The 23000-nt window shown below is 62.4% G+C and carries 27 protein-coding genes; 2 read left to right on the top strand and 25 right to left on the bottom strand.

Translation table 11 applies throughout. The features are described 5' to 3' along the window. Positions 1 to 4: 4 nt before the first annotated feature. The 16 genes from RD110_RS08160 to RD110_RS08085 all read right to left on the bottom strand — a co-directional run bounded on the left by RD110_RS08160 (position 5) and on the right by RD110_RS08085 (position 11045). Positions 5 to 295, bottom strand: coding sequence for a hypothetical protein (locus tag RD110_RS08160; RefSeq protein ID WP_076198408.1), 291 nt, complete (start codon positions 293 to 295; stop codon positions 5 to 7). 2 nt (positions 296 to 297) lie between these two features. Continuing rightward, positions 298 to 822: a hypothetical protein gene (locus RD110_RS08155; protein WP_076198406.1), complete on the bottom strand. Its 525-nt coding sequence runs from the start codon at positions 820 to 822 to the stop codon at positions 298 to 300. Position 823: 1 nt separating this feature from the next. Continuing rightward, positions 824 to 1297 (bottom strand): glycoside hydrolase family 108 protein, encoded by a 474-nt coding sequence (locus RD110_RS08150; RefSeq protein WP_076198393.1) that lies wholly within the window; start codon positions 1295 to 1297, stop codon positions 824 to 826. Then, entirely contained in the window at positions 1297 to 1566 is a 270-nt protein-coding gene (locus tag RD110_RS08145) for a holin (RefSeq protein ID WP_076198391.1), read from the bottom strand. Before RD110_RS08145 ends, RD110_RS08150 begins: the two co-directional genes overlap by 1 nt. Continuing rightward, positions 1563 to 1949, bottom strand: a complete 387-nt coding sequence (locus RD110_RS08140; RefSeq protein WP_076198389.1) for a hypothetical protein — start codon at positions 1947 to 1949, stop codon at positions 1563 to 1565. Before RD110_RS08140 ends, RD110_RS08145 begins: the two co-directional genes overlap by 4 nt. Positions 1950 to 1960: 11 nt before the next feature. Continuing rightward, complete coding sequence (locus tag RD110_RS08135) at positions 1961 to 2323, bottom strand: hypothetical protein (RefSeq protein ID WP_076198387.1); 363 nt, start codon at positions 2321 to 2323, stop codon at positions 1961 to 1963. After that, entirely contained in the window at positions 2324 to 2734 is a 411-nt protein-coding gene (locus RD110_RS08130) for a hypothetical protein (RefSeq protein ID WP_076198385.1), read from the bottom strand. Then, positions 2734 to 3270 (bottom strand): hypothetical protein, encoded by a 537-nt coding sequence (locus tag RD110_RS08125; protein ID WP_076198383.1) that lies wholly within the window; start codon positions 3268 to 3270, stop codon positions 2734 to 2736. The genes RD110_RS08130 and RD110_RS08125 overlap by 1 nt, the downstream gene beginning before the upstream one ends. A 190-nt stretch (positions 3271 to 3460) precedes the next feature. Further along, the gene (locus tag RD110_RS08120; protein ID WP_157900090.1) at positions 3461 to 5347 is read right to left on the bottom strand and encodes a hypothetical protein; all 1887 of its coding nucleotides are present in this window, start codon (positions 5345 to 5347) and stop codon (positions 3461 to 3463) included. A gap of 3 nt (positions 5348 to 5350) precedes the next feature. Continuing rightward, positions 5351 to 6715 (bottom strand): hypothetical protein, encoded by a 1365-nt coding sequence (locus tag RD110_RS08115; protein WP_076198380.1) that lies wholly within the window; start codon positions 6713 to 6715, stop codon positions 5351 to 5353. Between the two features lie 2 nt (positions 6716 to 6717). Further along, a complete protein-coding gene (locus tag RD110_RS08110) occupies positions 6718 to 7368 on the bottom strand; it encodes a hypothetical protein (RefSeq protein WP_157900089.1) in 651 nt (216 codons plus the stop codon). 1 nt (position 7369) lies between these two features. Next, entirely contained in the window at positions 7370 to 8173 is an 804-nt protein-coding gene (locus RD110_RS08105) for a hypothetical protein (RefSeq protein WP_076198376.1), read from the bottom strand. A 1-nt stretch (position 8174) separates the two neighbouring features. After that, on the bottom strand, positions 8175 to 8492 hold the full coding sequence (locus RD110_RS08100) for a hypothetical protein (RefSeq protein ID WP_076198374.1): 318 nt from the start codon (positions 8490 to 8492) through the stop codon (positions 8175 to 8177). Next, the gene (locus tag RD110_RS08095; RefSeq protein WP_076198372.1) at positions 8489 to 8956 is read right to left on the bottom strand and encodes a hypothetical protein; all 468 of its coding nucleotides are present in this window, start codon (positions 8954 to 8956) and stop codon (positions 8489 to 8491) included. Before RD110_RS08095 ends, RD110_RS08100 begins: the two co-directional genes overlap by 4 nt. Continuing rightward, positions 8956 to 10383 carry a hypothetical protein gene (locus RD110_RS08090; protein ID WP_076198370.1) on the bottom strand — a complete coding sequence of 476 codons (1428 nt, stop codon included), beginning with the start codon at positions 10381 to 10383 and terminating at the stop codon, positions 8956 to 8958. The genes RD110_RS08095 and RD110_RS08090 overlap by 1 nt, the downstream gene beginning before the upstream one ends. Beyond that, the gene (locus RD110_RS08085; protein WP_076198368.1) at positions 10383 to 11045 is read right to left on the bottom strand and encodes a phage adaptor protein; all 663 of its coding nucleotides are present in this window, start codon (positions 11043 to 11045) and stop codon (positions 10383 to 10385) included. The genes RD110_RS08090 and RD110_RS08085 overlap by 1 nt, the downstream gene beginning before the upstream one ends. Positions 11046 to 11615: 570 nt before the next feature. Here RD110_RS08085 and RD110_RS08075 point away from each other — a divergent pair. Both RD110_RS08075 and RD110_RS28815 read left to right on the top strand, forming a co-directional pair. Next, complete coding sequence (locus RD110_RS08075; RefSeq protein WP_076198364.1) at positions 11616 to 13616, top strand: acyltransferase family protein; 2001 nt, start codon at positions 11616 to 11618, stop codon at positions 13614 to 13616. Between the two features lie 190 nt (positions 13617 to 13806). Then, positions 13807 to 13935, top strand: coding sequence for a hypothetical protein (locus RD110_RS28815; RefSeq protein ID WP_275425864.1), 129 nt, complete (start codon positions 13807 to 13809; stop codon positions 13933 to 13935). A gap of 22 nt (positions 13936 to 13957) precedes the next feature. Here RD110_RS28815 and RD110_RS27795 read toward each other — a convergent pair whose 3' ends face one another. From RD110_RS27795 to RD110_RS08035, 9 genes are all read right to left on the bottom strand, one after another. Then, the gene (locus tag RD110_RS27795; protein WP_157900088.1) at positions 13958 to 14191 is read right to left on the bottom strand and encodes a hypothetical protein; all 234 of its coding nucleotides are present in this window, start codon (positions 14189 to 14191) and stop codon (positions 13958 to 13960) included. Between the two features lie 88 nt (positions 14192 to 14279). Then, positions 14280 to 15392: a hypothetical protein gene (locus tag RD110_RS08070; RefSeq protein WP_157900087.1), complete on the bottom strand. Its 1113-nt coding sequence runs from the start codon at positions 15390 to 15392 to the stop codon at positions 14280 to 14282. Between the two features lie 8 nt (positions 15393 to 15400). After that, complete coding sequence (locus RD110_RS08065; RefSeq protein ID WP_076198360.1) at positions 15401 to 16864, bottom strand: hypothetical protein; 1464 nt, start codon at positions 16862 to 16864, stop codon at positions 15401 to 15403. 12 nt (positions 16865 to 16876) lie between these two features. After that, positions 16877 to 17185: a hypothetical protein gene (locus tag RD110_RS08060; protein WP_076198358.1), complete on the bottom strand. Its 309-nt coding sequence runs from the start codon at positions 17183 to 17185 to the stop codon at positions 16877 to 16879. 10 nt (positions 17186 to 17195) lie between these two features. Further along, positions 17196 to 17807, bottom strand: coding sequence for a hypothetical protein (locus tag RD110_RS08055; RefSeq protein WP_076198356.1), 612 nt, complete (start codon positions 17805 to 17807; stop codon positions 17196 to 17198). Positions 17808 to 17925: 118 nt separating this feature from the next. Next, positions 17926 to 18981 (bottom strand): phage major capsid protein, encoded by a 1056-nt coding sequence (locus RD110_RS08050; RefSeq protein WP_076198354.1) that lies wholly within the window; start codon positions 18979 to 18981, stop codon positions 17926 to 17928. 132 nt (positions 18982 to 19113) lie between these two features. Continuing rightward, positions 19114 to 20223 (bottom strand): hypothetical protein, encoded by a 1110-nt coding sequence (locus RD110_RS08045; RefSeq protein WP_157900086.1) that lies wholly within the window; start codon positions 20221 to 20223, stop codon positions 19114 to 19116. Between the two features lie 2 nt (positions 20224 to 20225). Further along, positions 20226 to 22379: a hypothetical protein gene (locus tag RD110_RS08040; RefSeq protein ID WP_076198350.1), complete on the bottom strand. Its 2154-nt coding sequence runs from the start codon at positions 22377 to 22379 to the stop codon at positions 20226 to 20228. Then, the gene (locus RD110_RS08035) at positions 22379 to 22969 is read right to left on the bottom strand and encodes a hypothetical protein (RefSeq protein WP_157900085.1); all 591 of its coding nucleotides are present in this window, start codon (positions 22967 to 22969) and stop codon (positions 22379 to 22381) included. The genes RD110_RS08040 and RD110_RS08035 overlap by 1 nt, the downstream gene beginning before the upstream one ends. Positions 22970 to 23000: the final 31 nt, after the last annotated feature.

Here is a 23000-nt window from a genome sequence, read left to right as displayed (position 1 = left end):
CGGCTCAGGACAGTGGCGCCGGCCCGGTGGCGAACGTTTTTGGCTTGGTGTGGCGTTCCGTCTCGATTTTCTCGATGCCGAACTGCTCCCGCAACATCACGCCGAGAGCTAGCCAGTCGGCTTTTTCGATTCGGTGGATCTGCGTTCCGTCCCGCAGGAAGGCGCTGATGAAGGCCCGCTTGCCCCCCAGCAGTTGCGCCGTGGCCACTACGGGGAACTTGTCGCGATTCTCGTAGCTGTCGCCATCCTTGAACCCGCGCAGGGTCACAGTGATGGATTCTGCGTGCCAGTGCATTGCTATCGCGTCAGGTTGGTGATCGTCAGATCTTTGTTCGCCGAACTTCGCGAACTGCCGAACTCGTACTGATGTGCATCGCGCAAGCATAGGCCGAAAGTAGCGGCGATGGTGCTGATCAGGCCCACGGCCTCGCCGGGAATTTTTTCCTTGTAGAAGATCAGCACCACGAGGCAGGCGATCAGACCTACGACGTCAAGAAACACCATGATGTCAGCGCGTACGTTGCGCCGGCCCAGCTTGGCCAGGTCTACATCGCGGGCGCGTGCATCGGCTCGGTCGGCCAGGTAGGCCTTCTCCAGGTCTGTTTCGCTGGCCAGCACAGCAGTCTTGAACTGCAGCGCCAGGGTCGGGTCGGCCTGCAGGGCCGTCGCCGCCTCATCGGGAGTGCCCTTGCCGGTCACCGTCTTGGCGATGTCGATCACCTGGCCGGCCACCGTCGCGGCCGTGTCCGAGTTGCTGAAGTATTTGATTAGTTGCGGCGCGAACTGCGAAGCCAGCGCCAAGCCAATGGTGATGGGGTCCATTTCAATTGTCCTCAGCAGCGTAATCGAGGTTGCCGGCCACGCGGATCGCCCAGCCCTTGCCGTAGGTCGGCCAGTTGGCTAGGCTGGCGTAGTAGCGGATGCGCTGGGCGTTGAAGCGCAACAGCACGTCATTGAGCTCCATGGCGGCCAGCGCGGCGGCGCTGCGAGGCCCCCAATGCCCGTCGTCGGCCACACCGACCGCCGACTGCAGCTTGCGCAAGCCGGTTGCCAGGCCACCATTGACGGCGAAATCGAAGACCTGGAACTTGACGGCCGGATGCGCGTCGCCGAGCGGTTCCCAGAAATCACGCAGGTAAATCAGCTTTGCACCGTCGCGGGTCAAGGCCTTGATGTCGACGTTGGGGTAGGAGCGCTTGCTGATCCCCCAGTTGGTCTCGCCGCCCGGGTCGCGAACATCGTTGCTGTAGCCGCCCTCGTGACCCAACAGTCGGTCGAATGCTTGCTCAAATTCCATCAATCGTCCTCCCCAAGCGAAACCATGTCGGTGTCGCTGCTTAGCATCCGTTCGAGCCGCCGCATACGCGCAGCGTGCTCGCGCTTGGCGCGCTGCCGTGCTTCGAGCTTGAAGGCGAGGTTCATCAACAAGCCCGCCACAGCCACGCCGAGGCCGGCCCAGGCGATGAACTCGTGCGAACTGAACCCCGCGATGAAAGCGACAGTGCCGCCTCCCGTGGTGACTTTGCTGGCAATGCCCGCGGTTGCTGCTTCTGCTGGCGTGTTCATGGGAGCGCAGCCGCCTCCGCAAAAAGGCAATCTGTTTCTTCCTCCGTGAGAGGAACTTCGGCAATCAAGGTCTGTACCAGGTCAGAATCGCGGTCCACCGTCTGAGCCCGCGCCCAAGTGATCCGCGCCTCGATTCCTGCCTGCCCTGACATGGCTTGGATCAGGTTTTCTACCCGCGTTAGCTTGCCGGCGCGACTGAGGACGATCTGCGCATTGAGCATGGGCACGATCCGCGGCACCGCGAGAGGAGGCGTCAAGGGCTGACTTAACGCTTCGGCCTCGGCCACTGAGATGGACACCAATTCAGGCCCGATGAAGGCGTCTTGCGACCCATCGGCTTCGAACGCGTAGACGGCGTTCGCGGAGTTCTTGAAATATTTCATGGGACTGTTCTTTAGCGGAGCTCGGCCCAGGAAGCCAGCGAACCTTGCGTGACGAGCAAAGCGTAGGAGGCTCCCGGAGGTACAAGTGCAGTGGCCGCGAGCGTCGTGTTGGCCGGTGTGCTGCCAGCGGTGGTGACGCTGATTCCAATACTGGACACGCCGCCAATCGTCCAGGCCAATGCCAAGGTGCTGTTCGCAACCACGCCGGACACAGACGCGGACACCATGATCGTCTTGCCGGTCGTGTTGATATACGTTGTGTTGATCGCCCGGCTGGCCATAAGCCCTTGCCAAGTTTGGGCGCCCTTTTCCACCCGTGCCAGTTGCGCGGAGAAAGATTTTTTGAGCGGCAGTGCGCTAAATCCGGCCAACATTCAATAATCTCCGGCTACGCCGACCAGAGCAATAGAAAACGACCCGCCCACGGCCGATTTGACGCGAGCCCGTAGGGCGCAGCCGGTTTCGAGATACAGCGCCCCGCTCTCTGTGTACGTCAGGCCAGGAATGTCCGTGGGGTTCAGCAGAGCCACGGATTTCGCCGCGCCGTTCGTGCCCGCGCCGATCGGAATCGTCACTTCGCCGATTGGGTAATCCACGCCGGATTTCTGCACTGCGAGTTGCATTACGTAAAACCCGGCCGTATCGGTGCTTGCGCCAAACAGCGAATCGACACGCGAGCCATTGATCCCGGCGGAGAAAACCGTTTTGAACGTGGTGCCGTCGGCGTTGACGAAAGCCACGGCGGGGGTGCGCGGCGTGGCGATGAAGGATGGAGCGCTGGACATTAGAAACCCCCGTAGAAGGCGGAAAGAGCAGGAAGGGATGCGGCACGAGCCGCGGCATCGACCTCAACGACGGCCGCCTGGGTGTTGGTGCTGCTGATCGTGGCGGTCGGTGCGAAAGCCTGCGCCGCGGCGTTGTTCGCGGTCACGAAGACCTGCCACTTGCCAGCGGCGTAATCGGCGGCAAAGTTGCCAGAGACATGGGCGACCGCGCAGATGTAGGAAGCGCCAGAAACGTCCACCATGTCGTTCACGGCATATGCGGTCAAGGTAGCCCACAGGCCGCGAGCGTTCCACTTCGTCGCCTGAACGAATGCCTTGGTCGTGGCGCTGAGGTTGTAAGGCTCGACCAAAGCGTCCAAGAGCTTGCCGTCGTCGCGCTGGATCAGCGCCAGGTTGCGCTCGATGTCCGAAATGGAAACTTCGATGGCGTCGAACTCAGCGTCCACGCGGTCGGTGCGCACGGTCGAGCGGCCTCCGACATTGGCGCGCTCGTCCTGTGCAAAGTTCGTCGACGGCGTGTAGGGCGTGGGTTGCATGCCACGTATTTGGCATTTCTCACGCCTACGTTTTTTCCACGAATCCGCTTACCATCCGGACATGACTTTCGAAAAACTGCTCGGCACCGCGATCGCCATGTCCATGGTCTGCCTGTTCTGGCTCGGCGTGAACATGTTCGACGGCTGGGTGCAGCGAAACGTCTATCCCGTCATCCGCTTGAAGTTCGCGCTACTGCGCCAGAAAATTGCCAGTGGAAAGGCCGGCCAGACCGCCAAGAACCTGTGTCGCACGCTTGGGGTTGGCAAAAAGCACATCGGTCGCTGACTGCGGCGCACCGCGCTGGATCTGCTCGCCCATCAGTTTGGCGGCAGACTTGGGCTCCAGCAGAGCCTGCGCGATGATGGTCTGGATCTTCTCCTCGGGGCCCGCATAGAGGAACTTCGCCACCTTCGACACGCCGGGAAAATTTAACGCCCCACCGACCACGCCCGGCGCACCGGATTGGTTTGCGATGTTGCTCATGGCAAGTTTCTGGAAGGTGTCCGAACCCACGCCGCGGCCCAGGTCCTGCGCGTTGGCCTTTCGCGCCAGGTCGCCAGCGATGCCTTCCAGCGTGCGCATCTGGTCGGGCGTCATCACGTCGGCCATGCCCGAGCCTTTGAACTTGGTGGCCTTTACCGCCGTCTGGTCTGCATTGCGCAACGCGGTGGCGAACTTGTTGCCGGTCTCGCGCGCCAAGCCGCCGTAATCGTTCAATGCCGGTTCCAGTTTTGTCAGCAGTTCTTGACCAATGTCCATCTGCCCGATCGGCTTCGACATATCGGCGTAGGTGGTGCGGGCCTGGCGGTACGCAGGATTGCGCGACTCCATCCAGTTCAACAGTTGCCCTCGCAGCGCCTTCACCGAATCACCCGCCGAACCTGCATAGCCTGATGCCGGATCCTTCAGCATGGTGTCCACAGCCATTTTCAGATCGTGCAACCCCTGGCCGGTGATCTGCGTCGATGCCGCTGGGCCCTTCACCCCGAGGCCTCCAAATGGGCTCGGCGGCTCCACGTTGAAGGTGAACGGCCGTTGGTTGTTCTCCGCCAGCTTCTTCGCCATGGCGAGGGCCTCCTGCATCGCCGGTGTCTGCAGCAGGCGCTGCAGTTGAGGGTCCATCGTGTAGTTCGCCTGGGCCGCCTGCGAATACAAGCCCTTCGTAGCTGCCTTGCGCGCATCGACCGCCGCGGCTCGTGACGTGGCATCGCCCGCCATGTCCCGCAGCGCGCCGGTGCGGGCCGCGGCCTGCTCCATGCCACGCTGGGCGAACTCGGCCGGTTGTGCCGCCGCGACGGAGCGCTCCAGCGCCGCGATGCCACCGTTCTCGGCCACCTGGGCCGCCGTCGGTAGTGATCCGGGCACCAGCCCGGCCGCACCGGCAAGGCGCTGCACCACGTCGTCCGCGCCCTCGCCCGCCGCACGATTCAGGGTACGCCCGGCGATGGCCTGCCGGCCGCCCTCATACAGCGGCTCGGTCAGGGCCTTGGCCGTGCGCCCGATGGCCGGCACCACCTTACTAACCGCGCGCGCCACGGCCGGCACCACGGCACCGCCGGCCACACCAGCAACGGCACCACCTGCCGCACGTCCAGCGCGCTCGCCGGCTGTCCCATACTCCAAGGCGCCAGGGGCAGCACCAGCGACCGCCAGCCGGGCCACGTTGCCAGCCACACCCGCCGCGCCGCCGACCGGAACGACCATCGAGGGCAAGGCCTCGCCGATCGCGGTGGTGATGGCGTGCTGCTCCTGCAGCGGCTTGTAGAGGCGTGTCTTTTCTTCATGGTCTGCCCGCAACTGCTCGAGCGCGGCCTTGTCGCCGGTCAGGTTGAATCCCAGCTGCTTCATGCCGTCGATGATGTTGTCGGTGGTGCGGCCGGCGCCGATCAGCGCCGACATGAACGCGCCCGGGTCGTCGGGCGTGGCCTGGGGTGCGGGTGCTGCAGCGGGCGCCGCCGGCGTGGCCTTGCCGAAGTGCTGCTGCGCGAAAGCGGTCACTTGCTCCGGGGTGGCTTCATCGGGGCCCTGGAACACGTGAATTGCGCCATCTGGGCCTTGAACACGGTATTTCGCCATGGCTTATTCCTTGCCGAGGTAGGTGAAGCCGGCCGGCCCTGGGGCCGCGGGCACCGGTTGCGCACTGGTCAGGCTGGGCACGCCGCGGCGATCCTTCGGCACGGAGCCGAACACACCCTCGATCGCGATCTGGCGGTTGCGCGCCTTCTGCTTGATGGTTTCCGGCTTGTCGTTCGGCTGCGGGAAGTATTGCTTCGTGGCGTTGGCGAACTCGCTCGGTGCGATCGCGGCGCCCGACTCGCGACGCAGGATCGCGTTGATGAAGTCGCGCTGCGCCTGCTCGGCGCGCTGGCCCTCTTCCGACTGCAGCCAGTTCGCGACCATCCCGATGCCGGGCACCACGCTGTTGTCGGCCGCGACGCGCGAGTTCACTGAAGCGGGCGAATACTTGCCTTGCAGCTGATTCAGGATGCTGTCGGCCTCCTGCATGCGCGAGCCGTAGCCGTTGTCCTTGGCCTGGCCCTCGGTCAGCTCCTTGGTGCGGCCGGCCATGGGCTTCCCGTCGACCATGATTGGGCGAGCGGTGCCGGCCCGCTCGTCAATGAGCATGCCGCTTGCTGCGTCAAATTTGCCCTTGGGCGCATTGATGATCTGGCCGGTTTCGGTGCGGATCTTCTCCGTCGCCGCCTTGTGCTGTCCAGCGCTGGCGTAGCTGTTCGCCGCCGACGCATTTTGCGCACCCGCCTGGGCGCCGCGCAGGCCGATGGTGGACTTGGCCAGCGGATTGTCGGTGTTCAAGCTGCCGGCGAACAGATCGAGCACACCGCCATCGCCGCCGGCATGGTACATCGGCTTGCCGTCCATGGCGGCTTGAGCACCGGCGACGGCGTTGCGGTTCTGCGTGCCCGCCAGGATCGCGTCGGACAGCGCGGAGGCCCGGTCAATTTGTCGACCTTCGGCGACACTCTTGCTACTTTTGTCGCCGATCGCGATGGCATTTCGGTTGCCGCCGATCATCGCCGCGACGTTGCCCAGCTTGGACGCCCAGTCTGGCGCGGGCATCGTTGGGCCGACGCCATCCACCGCGGGGGTGTCGTACCGACTGCCCAGTTTGCCGGTCTGCAAGTAGGCGTCGACGGTGGGCGCCTCGTCAGACGGAATGCCCGAATTCAGCATCGCGGCGTCGCGCAGCGCGGTCGGGGAACGCGCCTCGAGCTCGGCACGCTCCGATGCCGCCTTGGCGCCGGCCAGGTCCGCGGTGGCGTCGTGCGCGCGCTGCTGGGCCAAAGCGTTGGCGATCTTGCTCTGGTAGGTCACGGCCTGCTCGCGGCCCTGCTCGAAAGCCTGATTGCCGCCCACCAACGCCTGGGCGAGGGCACCCAGGCCTGGCGTGGCGGCGCGAAATGCGGATACGTTGTAGTTGGGCATGGTTACCGTCCGATCCCTCGTGCGTATTTCAGGCCGTAGCTGCCGTCCGGGTCCCAGCTCACACCAGCGCCAGCCTTGCCGGCCATGGCGCCGCCGGCGGCCGAGGCGATCGAGCCGAGCAAGCCATAACCAGGCGTCTGAACGCTGTCGGCGTCATTGCGCGTGGCCGAATCCATGTTTTTGGTCGTGCCCCAGAGGTTCTGCAGGTTGCCCGCCAGGCCGGCCCGGCGCAGTGCGTCGTCGTTCATCAGTCCGCCGGCCGAGCGGTTCTTCGCGGCCTCGCGGGCGATCGACGTCAAGCGCGTGCCCTCGTCGATGGTGCGGCTCGCCTTGTCCTTGAGAAAATCAGCGCTGACGTTGCCTGCATCACCCGCGGTGTCCACCAGGGCGCCACCGGCGCCGGCGATGTCCGTCTGTGCTTGTTGGTAGGCCTTGTCCTCGTTGGCCGCGAGCTGCTGATTGCGCTGATCCATGCCGTAGTTCTGGCCCTCGGTCTGCACGAGGGCGGTAGCCTTGTCGGTGGCTGCGTTGTCGCGCTCCATCTGGCGGTTCAGGATCTGGCGCTTTTCGTCAGCCTGGTCCTGTTGTGCCTGGTTTTGTAGCAGCGCGCCACCGCCCGAGAGAAGCAACGGAAGAAGAACTTCTGGTCCCATGTCAAACCCCCGTGATCATGCCCGTGGAGGCTTTGGTGGATCGGCCGCTTGTCGGCGCGTAGTTGTTGAACCATTCCGTTCCGGCCTGTTTGCCCTGCCGGTACTGGCTCTGGTTCGAGATCAGCGCGGTGTTCGCGAACAGATCACCGAGCGTGGTGCCGGTGGCGTCCGCCGCGGCTTGATCGTTGTTGTTCTGCAGCTGGGCCGTCGCCGAGCTCAACGCGGAACCCTGGTCCATGCCGGCGTCGATGGACTGCAGCAGGTTCAAGCGCGTGGTTTCATCGTTGCCCTTGAAATTGGCCTTCGCCGCATCGGCCTTGCCGCCCAGGTCGAGCAGACCGTTCGAATACGTGCGGCCGAGCAGCGCGTTCTGGTTGATGTCCTCGCTGCCGCCGTTCAGCCCCTTGGCGAACAGTTCGAACTTGAGCGCACGACCGGCGCTGTCCTTGGTTTCGTCGAGGCCGCGTTTGCCGGCGTTGTAGGCGTTGTCGCGGACCGTCTGGTACAGCGTATCGCGCGCCCCGGCATTGGGATTCGCCTCGCCACCCGTCGTGACACCTGAATTTTTGTAAGCGGCCAGCGCCTTGTCGTAGCCGGCCTGGTCGAACATGGCGCTACCGGAATCACCAACGCTCTCGCCACTCCAGTAATCTGCCATGTTGGGCGACGTCCCGGTGTAGGTCGTCGTGGTCGGCGCGTTGCCAACGCCGAACTGGTAGTTCAGTGCGTCGCGCGCGGCCTGCTTCTTGGCTTCGGTCTCGGCCTGTTTCTGCTCGTAGTTGTCGCTTCCGCCGCCGCCACCCATGTCAAGCTCCCGGAGTCCATTTGACCGTGCCACCCGCGGTGGAGATGAACGCCATGCGCTCACCTTCCATCAACTCGATGCGATAAGGCGTGTTCGCCACGAACACCTGGTCGGTGCCGTCGTTCAGCGCGGTCGGGTTCGTGCCCTTGCGACCGAAGCAGGTGTTGTCCGGGGTCACCAGCACCTTCACCGGCACGCCGGCGGGATGGTTTGCGGGTCGCACCACCACGGGCGACTGCGCGGATGTGCCGGCGGCGTTGACGATGGATGTGGACTGCCCGCCGGTCAAGGCCTCGGCGGTGATCTGCGTGATGTTCATGGCGACCCCTGATAAACGAAAGTAAGAATGTCCTGGCCGTCTCTGCCGGCGCGTCGGCGGACGCCCTCAAGCTCGAAATTCAGGCTGCGCGCGAACACATCGGCCTCGGCCCAGCCCGCAAGGACTTGCGCCTCGATGCGCGGGATGGACTTCGCAGCGTTGCGGAAGACTTTACGGCTGTGCCGGATGAGTTTTTTCCACGATGCGGGTTGCATGGCGTCGGTGGCCACCATCCACGCGGTGCCGCACCAGGGGACGTGCTGACTGATGCCGCCGATCGCCACCGGTTCGTTGAACGTGTCGAAAAGGGCCCAGGCCGCGCCGTCGGTTTGCCAGCGGTTCAGGCCGAAGACTTCGGGGTCGGTGATCGTGCTGACGGCGCGCAAGCATTCCCGGTCCATCTCGCGCATATGGTGCGCGACGTAGACGGCGGCCGAGAGCGTGAGCGTGCGGAATTCATCCATCAGCCGTTGAGGCCTAGGGTGTTGTAAAAAAGCGTGAGCGCGTCAATCGTCATGGCCTCGTCCTTCGAGTGCCGAAACACCGGGGCCAGCGCCGGCGCCATGATCTCCACCGGCAGGATGTCACCCGGCCGCGTGTCGCCAGGAATCACCATCGGAATCGATTCCTTGCCGGTGTCCCGTGGATCGAACTTGTAGGACACCGACGGTGTTCCTTCGGTCACGAAATCGGCCCCATAGAACTGCTTGCTGACGCCCGGGCTTTTGGCATCCTGAAAAGCCATCTGGACTTCGATGTCGATCAGTTGCCCGTCATCGGTGAACTTCAGTGGGTCGGCTTCGTATAGGGCATCGACGCTGCGCAGATAGACCTTGCCGGCCAGTGTCGCGATGGCCTTGATCTCGATCGGGTAGATGTACTCGGACCAGCAGGCGATCTTGCTGCTGCGCGAGAAGGTGTACACCCACACCTTGGAATAGCTCCCCATGTCCATCACCGCCCAGTACTGCCCGAACTCGGCGATCCATACGCCCATGATCTCTTCAGGATCGGCTGTCGCGGCCACGGTGGCAATGTCCGGCTTCACCAGGGGATCGATCGGCACACCAACATCGGAATCATCGATCCGATTGCTCACGGCCTGCACGGTCATAGAGCGAAAACCGAAGGGCGACAGGAACACCAGGTCGCTGAAGAAGGACGCCAGTGAGAGCGGCGCCTGCGTGCCGATGCCGTACAGCCGCTTGCTGATGGCGTTCGCCGCGGGGTCGGTGGCCACGGCCCAGATCTGCGCGCTGTCGTCGAAGAACACCACCAGGCTATCCTGGAAGGTGCCGCAGGCTTTCACCAGGCCCTTGGTGTCCTGCTGAAGGCCCGCGGGCAGGAAGCCGGCATCGGAGGCCGTTGTCCAATCGCGCGCGGCACCGGCGGCCGAGTAGCGCACATTCTCCGCAGAAGGCGCGAAGATCCGGCTCGCGGCCTTGGTCACGCCGATGGTGTGCGGGCAGTTGGCGTCGGAGATGTAAGTGGTGGCCCCGTCGACGTAATGGTGACGGGTGTAGCCCGAGGCGTAGCGCGCCACCACGTAGATGAACCCCTGGAAAAGGTCGGCGTAGTAGATGCGGTCCAGCGTGGAACCTGCAGGCGGGACATTCAGGCTCACGCGATCGATCGGCAGGCCTGCAACAACCGGCGGCGCAAAGCCAGAGGGGGCGTCGCAAAACACCTTCAGCGCACCGCTCACCGACTCGAGGCCGAAGGATCCGGCCAAGCCGGCAGTGACCTTGCGCAGCCCCGGACGCTTGTTCAGGCGCTTGCCGAGCGTGACGTAGGCATTGCGCAGGCTCCAGAGCTTGTTCGCATCCTGGCTGTTGATCGACAGTCGGCGATCCAGGCCGCCGGAGAACTCGTTGTACGTGATGGCAGGCATCAGGGCACGTCCCGACCGACCACCGCGGGCTTGCGCAGCTGCGGCGGCATGGTATCGCGCCGGTAGACGCCGTTCGAGCCGAAGGACTGGCCGCGGATCGAGGCCAGCAGCGTGTTCAGCTGCCCCTGGTAGGTCGGCGCGTCCGGCTGCCGGTAGTGCGCCTTGGCGTTGGCGAGGGCGTGCAGCAGCACCATTTCATCCTCGAGGGTGCACGCGTCGCCAGCTTCAGAGAATCGACCCAGATCGGCCACGTACCAGATGCGGATGGTGTATTGCTGGTTGGCGCGCGGGTAGATCAGGATCTGTGCATATCGCTCGTAGCGCACCGGGGAGGAAAGCGTCTCCATGGTGGACCACATCGTGGTGGTGATGCCTTCGCGAAGCTGCAGCCACTGACCGGAATACTTCGTCTCCACCCGCAATACCCGTTGATCCCGGGCGCAGGCATCGGGGTAATCGATCTCGTTTTGCTGCTCGCCGAGGGTCTTGTCCTCGTAGGCGATCAGGTGTTTCCAGTCCTGCATCCGGTACAACTGGGCCTGGCCATTGGCTAGGAAGGAATCGATCAGCGCCAGGTTCGCGCCGCCCGAGGCGCCCATGCCGGCCATCCCCAGCCGGGCTAGCAGTGTCGTGCGAAGGGTTTCGAGCGTGCGGTAGGCCATCGGCCGACTATCGGGCGGATGGCGCTACTTTTTTTCCACGTTGGCACGGGCAATGGTCCTCAACCCCATCCTCACCGGCAGTGGGTGGGGATCGCGCCCGCTCTAACTAGGGCGGTAGCACTCGTTAAAGGCACCTTCTGGCATCCAGGTTTCGTACTGATCTGGACAATCAAGCCGGCGCACAACCAAATACCCCGGGAATATACGAAGGTGGCTGGGTGGCGCCTTCATGTTCCGCGATTGCGCCATGCGCCTGTATCGACGGTCGTACTCTGCATTTGAGAGCTCCACAGCCCGAACCTGTCGTCCGAACTTAGACGCGGCCCCGCCGTCGATGGCGTCGAAGACTGCCATCTCGGCTTGGTCGAGATAGCACTTATTGAAATCAAAGGCTGTCATGCGGTTCCCGCTTGAGAGGCCGACATCGTATCAGCCACCTCGCGCGGTCCTATCCCCCGGCAAAGGGGGGTGGGATCTGTCGTGATCGCGTGGTCGAAAGGTGCTTACTTACATGTTGCAGTGCACAAAAACCTGATGTAATAACAAGCTAACGATCACTCGAAAGTTAGTATGCAACCGAGGCCTGCCGGTCCAACAGAATTTCGTGCCGACATCAATGGGCTGCGCGCCTGGGCGGTTGCCGCAGTGGTCCTATACCACTTCGCTGTTCCAGGATTCAGCGGCGGATTTGCTGGCGTAGACGTCTTTTTTGTAATTTCCGGATACTTGATGACCGGAATCATTATCAAAGGCCTCGAAAGGCAAGTCGAGGACACATCTTTCGACATCTGGAAATTCTATCTCGCGCGCGCTATCCGAATTATTCCAGCGCTGCTTACGCTGTGCTCTGCGTTGATGGCCGTAGGCTGGTTCTTCTTGCCACCGGTTGAATACGCCTTACTTTCTAAACACGCCGTCAGCGCACTAGGTTTTTTCAGCAACATCATTTATTTTATTGAAATAGACTACTTTAATATTGATGCACATTACAAATGGTTGCTGCATACATGGTCTCTGTCCGTAGAATGGCAATTCTACCTTGTTCTACCCATATTATTGGCCTTACTGTGGAAGGTCGCACCTGGTAGAAAAAACGCAAGGATAGCGGTCGTACTAGCTATTTTCATTTCCCTGGCAGCGTCGATATCTGCATCAGAATTAAATCCGAGCTTTGCCTTCTATCTATTACCAACCAGGGCGTGGCAAATGCTGGTTGGAGGACTTGTCTTTTTAGCACCGATGGATTTGCAGCGCTCACGTCGTACTCAACTTACTGTCGAGGCGACAGGCTTCCTGTTACTAATATTGTCGATAGGTATTTTTACTACCCAAACGGTGTGGCCAAGTTGGCGGGCCCTAATCCCTACTTTAGGTGCGGCGCTAGTTCTCGTTGCAAATAATGCACGCTCTGCCTGGACAGGCACACGGATTGCGCAATGGTTGGGGAAGTGCTCTTATTCCATATATTTGTGGCACTGGCCGCTTGTCGTCGGACTTTTCTACGCTGACTCCAGCAAAAACGCATTGGCAGTGTCCTGTGGCCTCGTGGCGACCGCAGTGCTGGGCTGGCTTTCCTACCGATTTGTAGAGCAGCCAACTGCGAGATCTTTGCGCCTCATGACGCCGGTCAAAGGTTGGGGAACAATCGGTGCACCTGTTGTGGTGTTGGCTGCTGCGGGTATCGCCATCAAGCTTGGCAACGGTATTCCAACCCATATGAGTGAGCGCTATCAGAAAATCATAGGGGAAACTCAGCTGCCTTTATCTTCCAACGGCTGGTGTTTCTACTCAGTGGACACAAATCCAGCGCTGTCAGTCGGCGCAAACGGACTCACTTGTCATCTCGGCGCCAAGGGCGCAGCCGCGAAAGTCCTGTTATTCGGCGACTCATTTGCCGGACACAACGAACCATTTTGGGACCAGATAGGACGCAAAGAGAACTTCGACGTTAATGCGGTCACCACAAATTGGTGTGCGCCGGCGTTAAATGCAGATTTCGTAGGCCCCACACCGGGCCGCGCCTTCGAACAATGCTTAATTAATCGTAAATACTTTCGAGAAAGCGTTAAAGATTATGACATGGTGGTAATGGGAGGCAACTGGATTGAAACGCTTAGAAATAAGCAGCTGGCAGGTTTTGAGGAAGCCGTTTCCTTCGCATCCACTCATTCCGCAACCGTGGTCATCATGCCCTCTCCACCGCGATATGATGCAAATCTTGGGTTAAAGTTTGCACGCAATCTAGCAAATGGCGTAGATTTCAATATAGAAAAATACACAATGAAAGAAAATCACGCCATTACAGAAGCAAACCTAGCAATAAAAAATATTGCTTCCAAATACAAAAACGTGATTTATTTGGATCAAGAGGAGGTCTTCCCAAAGAGCGGAACCAATCTTCTTGATGGGACAGTATTGCCTCTAAGCTTCGACGGCGCGCATATAAGCATCTTTGGCGCGAGGACATCGGCTGAATTCTTTGCAAAAACTCAAGCTTATAAACTGGTCATCCGGAGCTTACGCGAGCCACAATTCCCGAATTCTTCCGCTGTTGCATCCGGTCGCCCGTAGCCAGGACATAGCCATCAGCAGGTTGGCATAACCATCGTGACCGACCCACCTGGCTCACTCTGCATTGCGGCGAACAGTCCTCATGCACCCTGCTTCATACCCGAAATCTGACGGACGAAGGAGTGCTTTGCGCAGGAGTTGCCTGATTCGTGCGACAGGTTACATTTGCATTTGCTCGAAAGGCAAACAAATGGACCCCATCCTCACCCTCGCCGCCCTAGGTTATGCCGCAATCATCGTTGGCATCTACTCTCTGGCGCGCTCGTATTACAAGCTGCCGCCAGAGGATCGGGTGGTCGAGGATGAGGACCGCCGCTAGCCAACTCAGGTCAGCGGCGCCATCAGCCGACCCACAAACGATGCGGCCGGATAGGCACGCCGCTGGCATTCAGATGCCAGCCCGCAGGCACCGTTAGCACTGTCCGGCCCACACCGATCGCGGCGTTGTCGGCAATGATCCCGCCCGATACGATGGTTGAACCAACGTCCACACTGATGCCGAAGGTTGCCTGGGTCGGATTCGTCGCAAACACGACTTCCAAATGATCGAACGTCCCACCTGGCGTAACCGTCAATCGATCGGCAACGGGTCATTCCCAGAAGACGACCGCCGAGCGCATCAAACGACGCCAACGGCGATGAGGTGCCCCGGCAAAGGGGGGTTCACACCGCGCGCAGCAGGCTCTGAAACGCCATGTTGATCTGCGCGGACGGCAGGCCTGGCGCACCCTGCATCGCTGCAATGCCGCGGATGCGGTCACCGTAGTTGTCGGCCGCGCTCGGGCAGATCCAGCCGCCCTCGGAAAACTCGTTCCAGGCGTAGTGCAAGCCGATGCCGCTCTCGCAGTTGCCAGGGAACGACTCGATGAACGTTTTCGCCGCCTGCACATGGGCCAGGTACTGCGCCGTGGTCGGCATGGCATAGGCTGTACCCGCAACCGATTCGCCACCGACATAAGGACTGCCAGAACCCACGCGCGGCGTCCAGTCGAGGCCTGACGTGATCTGAGGGATGATTTGGCTACCGCTGGCTTTGAGCGCATTCCACCGTGCCACGGCGACGGCCGTCAGGTCAGCGTAGGTCTTGGCCACCTGGCCTTGATTCGAGTACGTGAAATAACCACTGAAGGCATCGAATCCGAGGTTCGTGTACGTGCTGTCCAGCGACACGATGTAGGGATTTTGTCCACCCAACGCTTGGACTTTGGTGCGCAGCGAAGCAATAGCCGCCTGTGCCGTTGCCAACACACCGCCGCCCGTCTGTGCCACGAATGAAGCAGCGTCGAACAGCGCCAGGATCGGCCGGCCGTTGTACTGGTGGTAGTCGGCCTCCAGCATCCGGGCGGCCAGCACGCTGGAATAGCTGTCCCAATCCGCAGCCAGTGCCGGCGATGACCAGGTGCGATAGCCCTCCATGATGAAAGCGTGCTTCACCTTTGAGCGGTGTGGGCTAACAAGGTAACCCTTGTAGCCGCCATTCATGCCCGCGGTGAATACGGCATCTTCAGTTCCCTTGCCTGGTGCCAGGAAGTTCGGCTCGCTCGGGTACATGAGATACCAAAACGCCTCAATTCCGCACAGCGAGGCCATCAGCAGGTCGGAGTCGATCACCGCCTGGTCGTTGCAGTTGGCGGTAATGGTCGCACCCACGCGCTGCGCGAAGTAGGGCCGGCGCGGCTCGTACTGCACGGGGCCAAGGTAAGAGTTCTCGTAGGCGCCCAGCGTGCCATTCGCCCCTTGCCAGAGGCCGTTCCAGTGAACAACAGCGTGTCGCATGTCGGTCCTTAGACGTTACGGCTGAGAGCGGTCTGCAGCGTCTGCATGCGCGCGTGGAAGGCGAACATTTGCGCCTGGGTCACGCCGGTGTTGAAATAGGCCGAGCCGCCCGTGTAGCTGTTGGCATCGAGCACCTGATCCGGCGTGCCGTTGGCATTGCGCAGCAGTTCGAAGGCTTCCAACGTGCAGTCCGCACCCGTTGTGCTCGTTGCGCTGGTGTTCAGGCTCGTAGCATTGAACGTCAGTTCCGCGTCCGTGTTGGAACGGCGAATGACACCGTATCCGCCAGCTGCATTCCCATTGAACGCCGCGGGTGAGGAGGTGCTGAACGCGCCGCCTGCCTTCCCGCGGATGCTGGTGGACGAACCCGTCCCGACTGCATTGGTGTTGTAGCCGAGCGTGAAGTGGTTCGTTTCAGCGACACCCAAGCCGCAGCGCAGCGTGGTGCTGCCTGCCTGCGTTGTCCGCAAGTATTGGTAGAACGATCCGATGTGCTTCGGGTTGTACTGGCGGCGCACGTATTTGGCCGTGGTGCCATCACCCTTCACGCCCAGATTCTCGGCGTAGTCGCCCGACACGATGCCGACGAAGATGGCGTTCGTGGCGTTCTTGATCTTGACCGGCGAGGCCGCGAAGTCACCGACCGGAACCCAAATGTCATCGAGCAACGTCCACAGGCCATCGGCCTTCAGGCCGGTGATGAAAGCCTGCACCGCAGCCTTCGTGCCGCTGCTGGTCGTACCGCTTGCGGCCGTGACGCGCGCATTGAACGCGGTCATGTCGGCATCGGTCGGGGCCGATGCGTCCACGCCGTTCAGCAGGAACTTGTTGGCCGCGATCTGCGTCAGCGACACCATGACACCGGCCGAAGCGGCACGGTACAGAGTCGAGGGGCCGGCCACGCCGTTGACCGTCACACCAGAGGGGAAAGTAAAACCGGGCGTGCCATTCAGCGCAACCACGCACGAGAACAGCGAATTCAGCGTTGCGCCGGCCAGGCCCAGCGGGATTGTCATCACCAAATCGGGATTCACCAGCGGGACGATGGAACCGGAATCCGACGATGCGAACGACCGGGCCGACGAGACATCAGTCCCCACCGTGGTGCTGCCGCCGCCACTCCCACCCCCTTCCACCGAAAATGTGGCTGCCGTGCCCACGCCCTTGAGACGGTAGACCGTGCCAGCGTCCGTGCCCGAGCTCGCCAGGGTCAGCCAGGTGCCAGGCGGATATGTCAGCGTGCCGGCCGCGAGTTGCGCATTCAGGTCAGCGATTTCGCTCGCGTTCTTCACACCCAGATTCGGCAGCGTCGCGATGTTCGCCGGCGCGGTAGGCCCCGCATAGAAGGTCCGGCTGTTGTCCGCGTTCACGAGGTAGACCGGAAACTTCAGCGCGTACGCGTCGGCTTGGGCCTGGGTGATCGTCAACGGAACGGCCGTTTTCGAATCCTTCTGGATGACATAGGTGGGCATACCGCGCTCCGGTTATTTCGAGGTGGATTTCTTCTTGGCGGCGGTCTTTGCGGGCGCTGCGACTGCGGCAGGCTCCTGCGGGGTTTCGGTGACGGCTTCGGGCGCATCGCCATCGGCCGGGCCTGCTTCTTCGGGCTCTGGCTGCGCGAGATCCGCGGCCACCTGTTCCTGGGTCGCGCGCCACGCCTTCAACGGTTGCGTCTCGCCCTCGCCGATGACGACTAGGACGCCATGCCCCTGATCCTCGAAGGCCTGGGCCTCGTCGACGGTGAGTTCCTTCGGCACCTGGGTGGCCGGGTCTTTGACGATCAAGAAAAGCATGGTGGGCTCCTTAGCCGAGTTGGACGTCGAGGGATTCGGCGAGCTTCACGAGCTCGTCCAGCGGCATGGCCGCGAGTTCTTTTCGCTTCTCGATGGCTTCGCGCTTTTCTTCTGCCGAGGCCTCCTTGTGCACGTCCGGCGCGTAGCCGTAGGCCAGGATCAGGCCGCGCAGCTGAGCTTCGGGCAGATCGGCCAGGCGAGGCACGCCCACCAGCGACGCGAATTGACCGGATTGCAGGCGGCCGTAGACCTTCTCGACGTTGGACACGTTGTCCTCGCGGTGCTTGCCGTAAACATCCGCCAGGCGCTGGTATTCGATGCCGGCGTCACCGGAGAACACGTAGCCGAGGCACAGGTTGGTGGACGGCTTGGAGAAGGCTTCCTGCGTCTTGTTGTACGGCAGGTTGACGGGCGAGGCCTTGGCCGAATAGCCTTCGTCGAGCTTTTCGATGTCGACAGGCTTGATGTTGCCCTCGCCGTGGATTTCTTCGAGGATGGGGAGCTCGTGCTGCCAGATCACCACGGGCGTGCTGAGCATCGGCCCCTGGAAGACGTTGACGAGGATGCGGCGCGACAGACTGGCGCCCTTGGGACCTGCGTATCTCGATTGTGCGGTGGCCATGTGATCTTCCTTTTTGTATTCAAAAAAGGGCCGGGTTGCCCCAGCCCGAAAGGTCCTGCCACCGCCGCGACAGAACTGGAGACAACTGCAGAGAAGCGGTCAGGCGGCCCGCGGTGAATCAGGCCAGGGCGAGAACGGCGTTGGCGTTCGCGCGGTTCATGGTCAGCGCGCCTTTCCAGGTGAGACCCCAGTAGTACTCGTAGCGGTCATACGCACGAGGCGGCTTGCGGGTGATCATGTCGTGGCCTTGCAGGGGGCGCAGCGTGATCGTGCTGGAGTTCAGCATGTAGCAGCGCTTTTCCCAGGCGGTGGCCGGGGCGTAGCGGCTGTCCAGTTCCTGGAACTCGGGCGACCATTCCATCTCGATGCCCTGGAACGTCAGCACTTCGGTGCCGCCTTCGACGCGCTTGCGGTTGCTCGGACCGAAGTCCATGCGGCCGAAAGTGTTCAGCACGAAGTTGCGGTAGCCGTCGATGAACTGCGAGCCAGCGATCAGCGCGTCGGGCTTGCCGCCGTTGCGCATGCACTGGCGGTAGTTCACTTCCATGCTGTTCAGGATCGTGCCAGTGCTGGTCGTGGTCGTCAGGCCGGTGGCCACGTTGTTGCGCCAGTAGGCGTTGGCCGCGCTGGAACGGTCGATGCCGCCGACCACGCCCGCCGTCGGCGTCAGCGAGAGCAGCGAATCCAGGCCCGCGATGGAGTCGGTCGACTGCGTGCCGTCCAGGTGCAGCTGGTAGCTGAACTGCTCCTGGAAACCCAGGCGCAGCACTTCGGACTGTTCTTCGAACAGGTTGGTCAGCTGGATCTTTTCGGCTTCGGACGAGTTGCCGGGCTCGCGGTCATCGTTGATGATGATGCCGTTCTGCGCCAGGCGGTCTTCATCGAGGGCCAGGCCGTCGTGGCACGAGCGCCATGCGTAGTTCGCCTGCTCGTTGGTGACGCGACGGTTGTACGTCACGATGGACGAACCGTTGTACCACTGGAAGTTGGACGAGTAGCTCTTGCGGAGCTGCTCGACGATGTACTGCTTCGCGCCGGGCGCCTTCTTCTGCTTGCTCTTCAGCAGCTTCAGCAGGGGGCGTTCCAGGGCGATCTGGTCGACGGGCTTGTTGGCCAGGTAGAAGTCGATGCCGATCTTGCCGGCGTCGCTGATTTCTTGTGCGGTGAATGGCATTTTTCATCCTTGCAAATGTTGAAGAACACACGCCCCGACGACTGGGCTACTACGTCACATTTGCGCGGGATGAATTGCGCTCACATCCGAACCGACCATGCCCTTGGCGAAGGGGCGTTACGCCGTTGCCGACTACATGCCTGCGGGCTTTGGTGCGCCCCACATGGCCTCGTAGCTGGACTTTGGAGCCTGCCGAGGCGACTCACCGCCCGTTGGACGCAGCACCTGGGTGCTTTGCGTTGTTCGAGCCGATGCGGCAGTTTGCTTGATGAGGTTGTAAGTTTTTTCCACGATGCGCGGCCACAGGTTCGGCGGCACGCCGACGAGCAGGCCACCCTGCACTTCCTTCAGCAGCAGCGGTTCGATGCGCAGGTAATCGAGGTCGCTGGTCATCTTGGACTTGCAGAACTGGTCGACGGCAAGCTGACCCTGTTGCACTGCCTGCTGGACTTCCTGCTGCTGGCGCTCTTGCTGTTGCTGGCGCTGGGCGCCTTGCTGCTGGTTCTGCTGGATGGTGCGGGCTCGGGCGATCTCCAGCGCGCGCTCCTGGTCGATCTGCAGGTTGTCCACGGCCTCGCGCAGGTCGGGGAAAGACGCCAGCGCATCCACCTGGCCGATCGGCTTGCCGGTGACGAGCGAGATCTGGCGCAGCTGGTCTTCCAGCACCTTCTGCGCGCCGGCCATGTCGCCGCGGTTGATCAGGCCGATCACGGAGGTGGCCTGTTCGAACTGCTCGCGGGTCACGCCGTTGTCGCGGAAGGTCGTCTGCATGGCCTGGGCACTCTGCAGCATGGGCAGCACGGCTTCAGGACTGCCGGCGATCTGCGTGGCCTGCTCCAGCTTGCCAGCCAGCTCCTTGTTCGTGTTCACCAGCGCCTGGAAGCGCTCCTGCGCCTTGGGTGCCAGCCCTTCGGGCATGGCGTTGGGGTCGACAGGCGGCTTCTTCAGCGGATCGACGGGCGGCGCGGCCGGGTCCACCGGTGGCTTGCCGGCGAAACGGCCGAGCGCATCGCGGGCGCGCTGGTCGGCGGCGGCCTTTTCCTCGGGCGTCGTCACCGTCGGGAACATGGCCTCCTGCATGGTCGCAGGCTTGGGTGTCAGTTCGGTGCCGGGCGTTGCCTCGGGCGTCTCGACGCCGGCGACCGGCGTCAGGTCGGCGGATTCGGTGGGCTCGAAGCCACCACCGTCTTCACCGGGTTCTGGGCTGCGGTACAGGCGAGAAAAGAATCGGCGGATTTTCATGGTCATTGCGGCATCTCGGCCGTCTGTGGTTGCGGAACGGGTTGCGCGCCAGGCTCTCCTGGCTCGCTGGGTTCGTTGGTCGGGTGCTCGCCCGGCTCCTGGGCCTCCGGCATCGGCGGGAGGCTCTCCAGCACGCCCGGGGCGATGTTGCCCATCACGGCCTGGAAAGCGATCGCGCCGCGGATCGGGTCGGCCGACGTGGCGATCGAAGCACCGGCGGAGACCAAGCCCTTTTCGAGCTTCTCGTTGGCGTCCTTCAACTCGGCCTCAAGCGCATCGAGTTGCTGCTTGCCCATGATCAGCTGCTGCTTCATGGCGGCCGGGTCGTCCTGGCCCTCGGCCTGCTTCGGCAAGAACTGCTCGATGTCGATGCGCTCGTCGAAGCGGCGCATGGTTTCCCGGGTGAGCTCGATCACGGCCTGGGCGAGGTTGTCCTGGCCCTTCTCGCGCAGCTCGGCCACCTTGCTGACGGCCTCGTTGATGATGGGCAGCAGCTTGGTCCAGCGGTCCTGCTCCTGCAAGCGATCAGGCTTGCCGGTCGAGCCACCGCGCACTTCCACGCTGATCAGGTTGAAGATCTGGTCGATGCCCATTTGCGGCCACACCGCGTCCTCACCGGCCAGCGCCCTCACCTCGGCCTCGTTGAACTTGCGCAGCATGATCTCCAGGCAGTACGGCCCGAGCTCGTTCAGCAGGTCCTCGAGGATGTCCTGGCGCTCACCGGCCCGGCTGCGCAGGCCCTGGCTGAGAATCTCCGCCTCCGTGGCGGTCTTGGCCTTGGTGATCGAGCCGGTGGAGGTGTCGCCGCCGCCCAGGATCTTCTCCATGTCGCCGCGCGCGCCGCTGGTGTCGTAGTTCTCGCCTTTCAGCTGGGCCATCTGCCCCATCCAGACGTCGTTCGTGATGGGCTGACCACCAACACCTTCCACCATGATGGTGTCGCCACCCTTGCGGTTCTTGATGTTCTCGACGTCAGCCGGCGTGAGTGATCCGCCCTTGCGCACGATCAGGACCGGCAGTGCTTCGCGGCGGTCGCGCACGAAGTCGTCGCGGCTCTGGTTGTGCTCGGACACCAGCTTGTCGGTCAGTTCGATATCCGACAGCGGGTAGAAACTGCCGTCTATCTCGTTGAACGTCAGCAGGAAGAACGGATACCAGCGCTTGCCGGTCCAGTCAACCGACGACGGCGGCTTGCAGAAGCCCTCCTCGCCATCGCAGACGTAATACAGGCGGTTGTCGTCCTGACACCAGATTTCCCACACGCACAGCAGCGTGGCCGAATTGTCCACGCCACCGTTGCCGGCCTTCATGGCGCCGCCGTCCTCCTGCTCGGAATAGCTCTTGCCCTTCTTGCAGGCGTAACCGAAGGTGGTCTGATACTGGTCGGGCGTCATCCACACCCGGTGCGCCATGGCGGCAGCCCGTGGGTAATCGGCCACGGCGCGCACGGACGGATCCACCACCAGGATGTCCTCGCTCATCACGAAATCGAGCGCGATGCCCTTGGCAATGGCGATCTCAGTCTGCGACTGCAGCCCCTCCATGGTCTGCTTGAGCTCGGCCAGCTTCAGCACCTCGTCGCTGCCGGCCTGGGGATCGTTGGCCTGGTCGAGCAGCATCTGGATGCGGTCGATGTTGTCCTGGGTGTCCTTGATCTGGTTCAGGATCAGCGGGTCCTGGCCGCGCTTCTCCTGCCAAGAGGCCTTGAGCCAGCCCACCGACGTGGCGAAGCCCGAGCGGATGGTCTTCTTGGCTTGTTTCTTCAGGTTCGCATCCTTGACGACGAACTTCTTCAGCATGAACTCGCAGGTCGAGGCGAATTTCTTCGTCGCATCGATCTGCTGCGGGTTGACACCTGGGCCGGGTTGCGCCGAGAACTCCGGATCCTTGGCGTAGATCTGCGGCAGCATCGCGGCCATGTTGGCGTAGTGCAGGTTCGCGCGGACCGTTTCCTTGCCCTCGGTGTTCGGCTTCTTGCCGGCCAGCAGCTTGCGGTTGGTGTCGAACTGCTTGAAAGTCTTCTCAACGCGCTTTTCGGCCGCGGCGATCTTCTTCAGCCAGTCGGCCGCGAGTTTCTTGTCCTCTTCGGAGACAACCCGCTCCGCCGGCGACTGGTCGGCAGCCTCGGGGGCGGCGGGGGCGGGTTGTTCGAACATCAGCTGGTGATCGAAACGCCGACGGTGCCCGACGTGTACGCGGTCAGCACAGCGCGCATGATGATGTTCGGCTTGATCTCGAACTCGACGCCGGATGTCGCCGCGGTGAGGGTCACGGTGCTCTTGGCGGGCGTGGAGTTCGAGCCCGCCGATGCGACACCGATCGAAGGCGCCATGACCGGAGCGCTGGCCCCGTCGTTGTTCGAACCGGCGGCGAAATCGGCCAAGCTGGCATAGGACTCGATGTCGAGGGTGGCCACGCCGTTACCCCAGGCGGCGCAATTCATGCTGTGCTGCTTCATGTGCGGGGTGTGGCTGAACACCACGCCGACGCGCGGCGTGCCGCCATAGGCGCCATTGCCGGACGAGCCGAGCAGCACCGCGGTGGTGGCCGTCACGTTCGCCAAGCTCCAGGTGCCGTTCGCGTTGGTGTTGCCTGTGATGCCGGCGATCGCGATGCGGTCGTCGTTCTTCAGGCCATGGCCAGCGCCCAACGTGATCACGATCGGCGTCGCGTTGGTGGCGCCTGACACGGTGAGAAGCGCGGCGGCAGCCGTTGCGGAGCCAAGGGAGAGAACTTTGTTGGACATGATGTTTCCTTCTTCGGCAGACTACGGACCT

It is taken from the genome of Rhodoferax koreense (assembly GCF_001955695.1).
Classification (GTDB): Bacteria; Pseudomonadota; Gammaproteobacteria; order Burkholderiales; family Burkholderiaceae_C; genus Rhodoferax_B; species Rhodoferax_B koreensis.
Note: the sequence above shows the minus strand (reverse complement) of the source record. Positions and strands in the feature narration are given on the sequence as shown.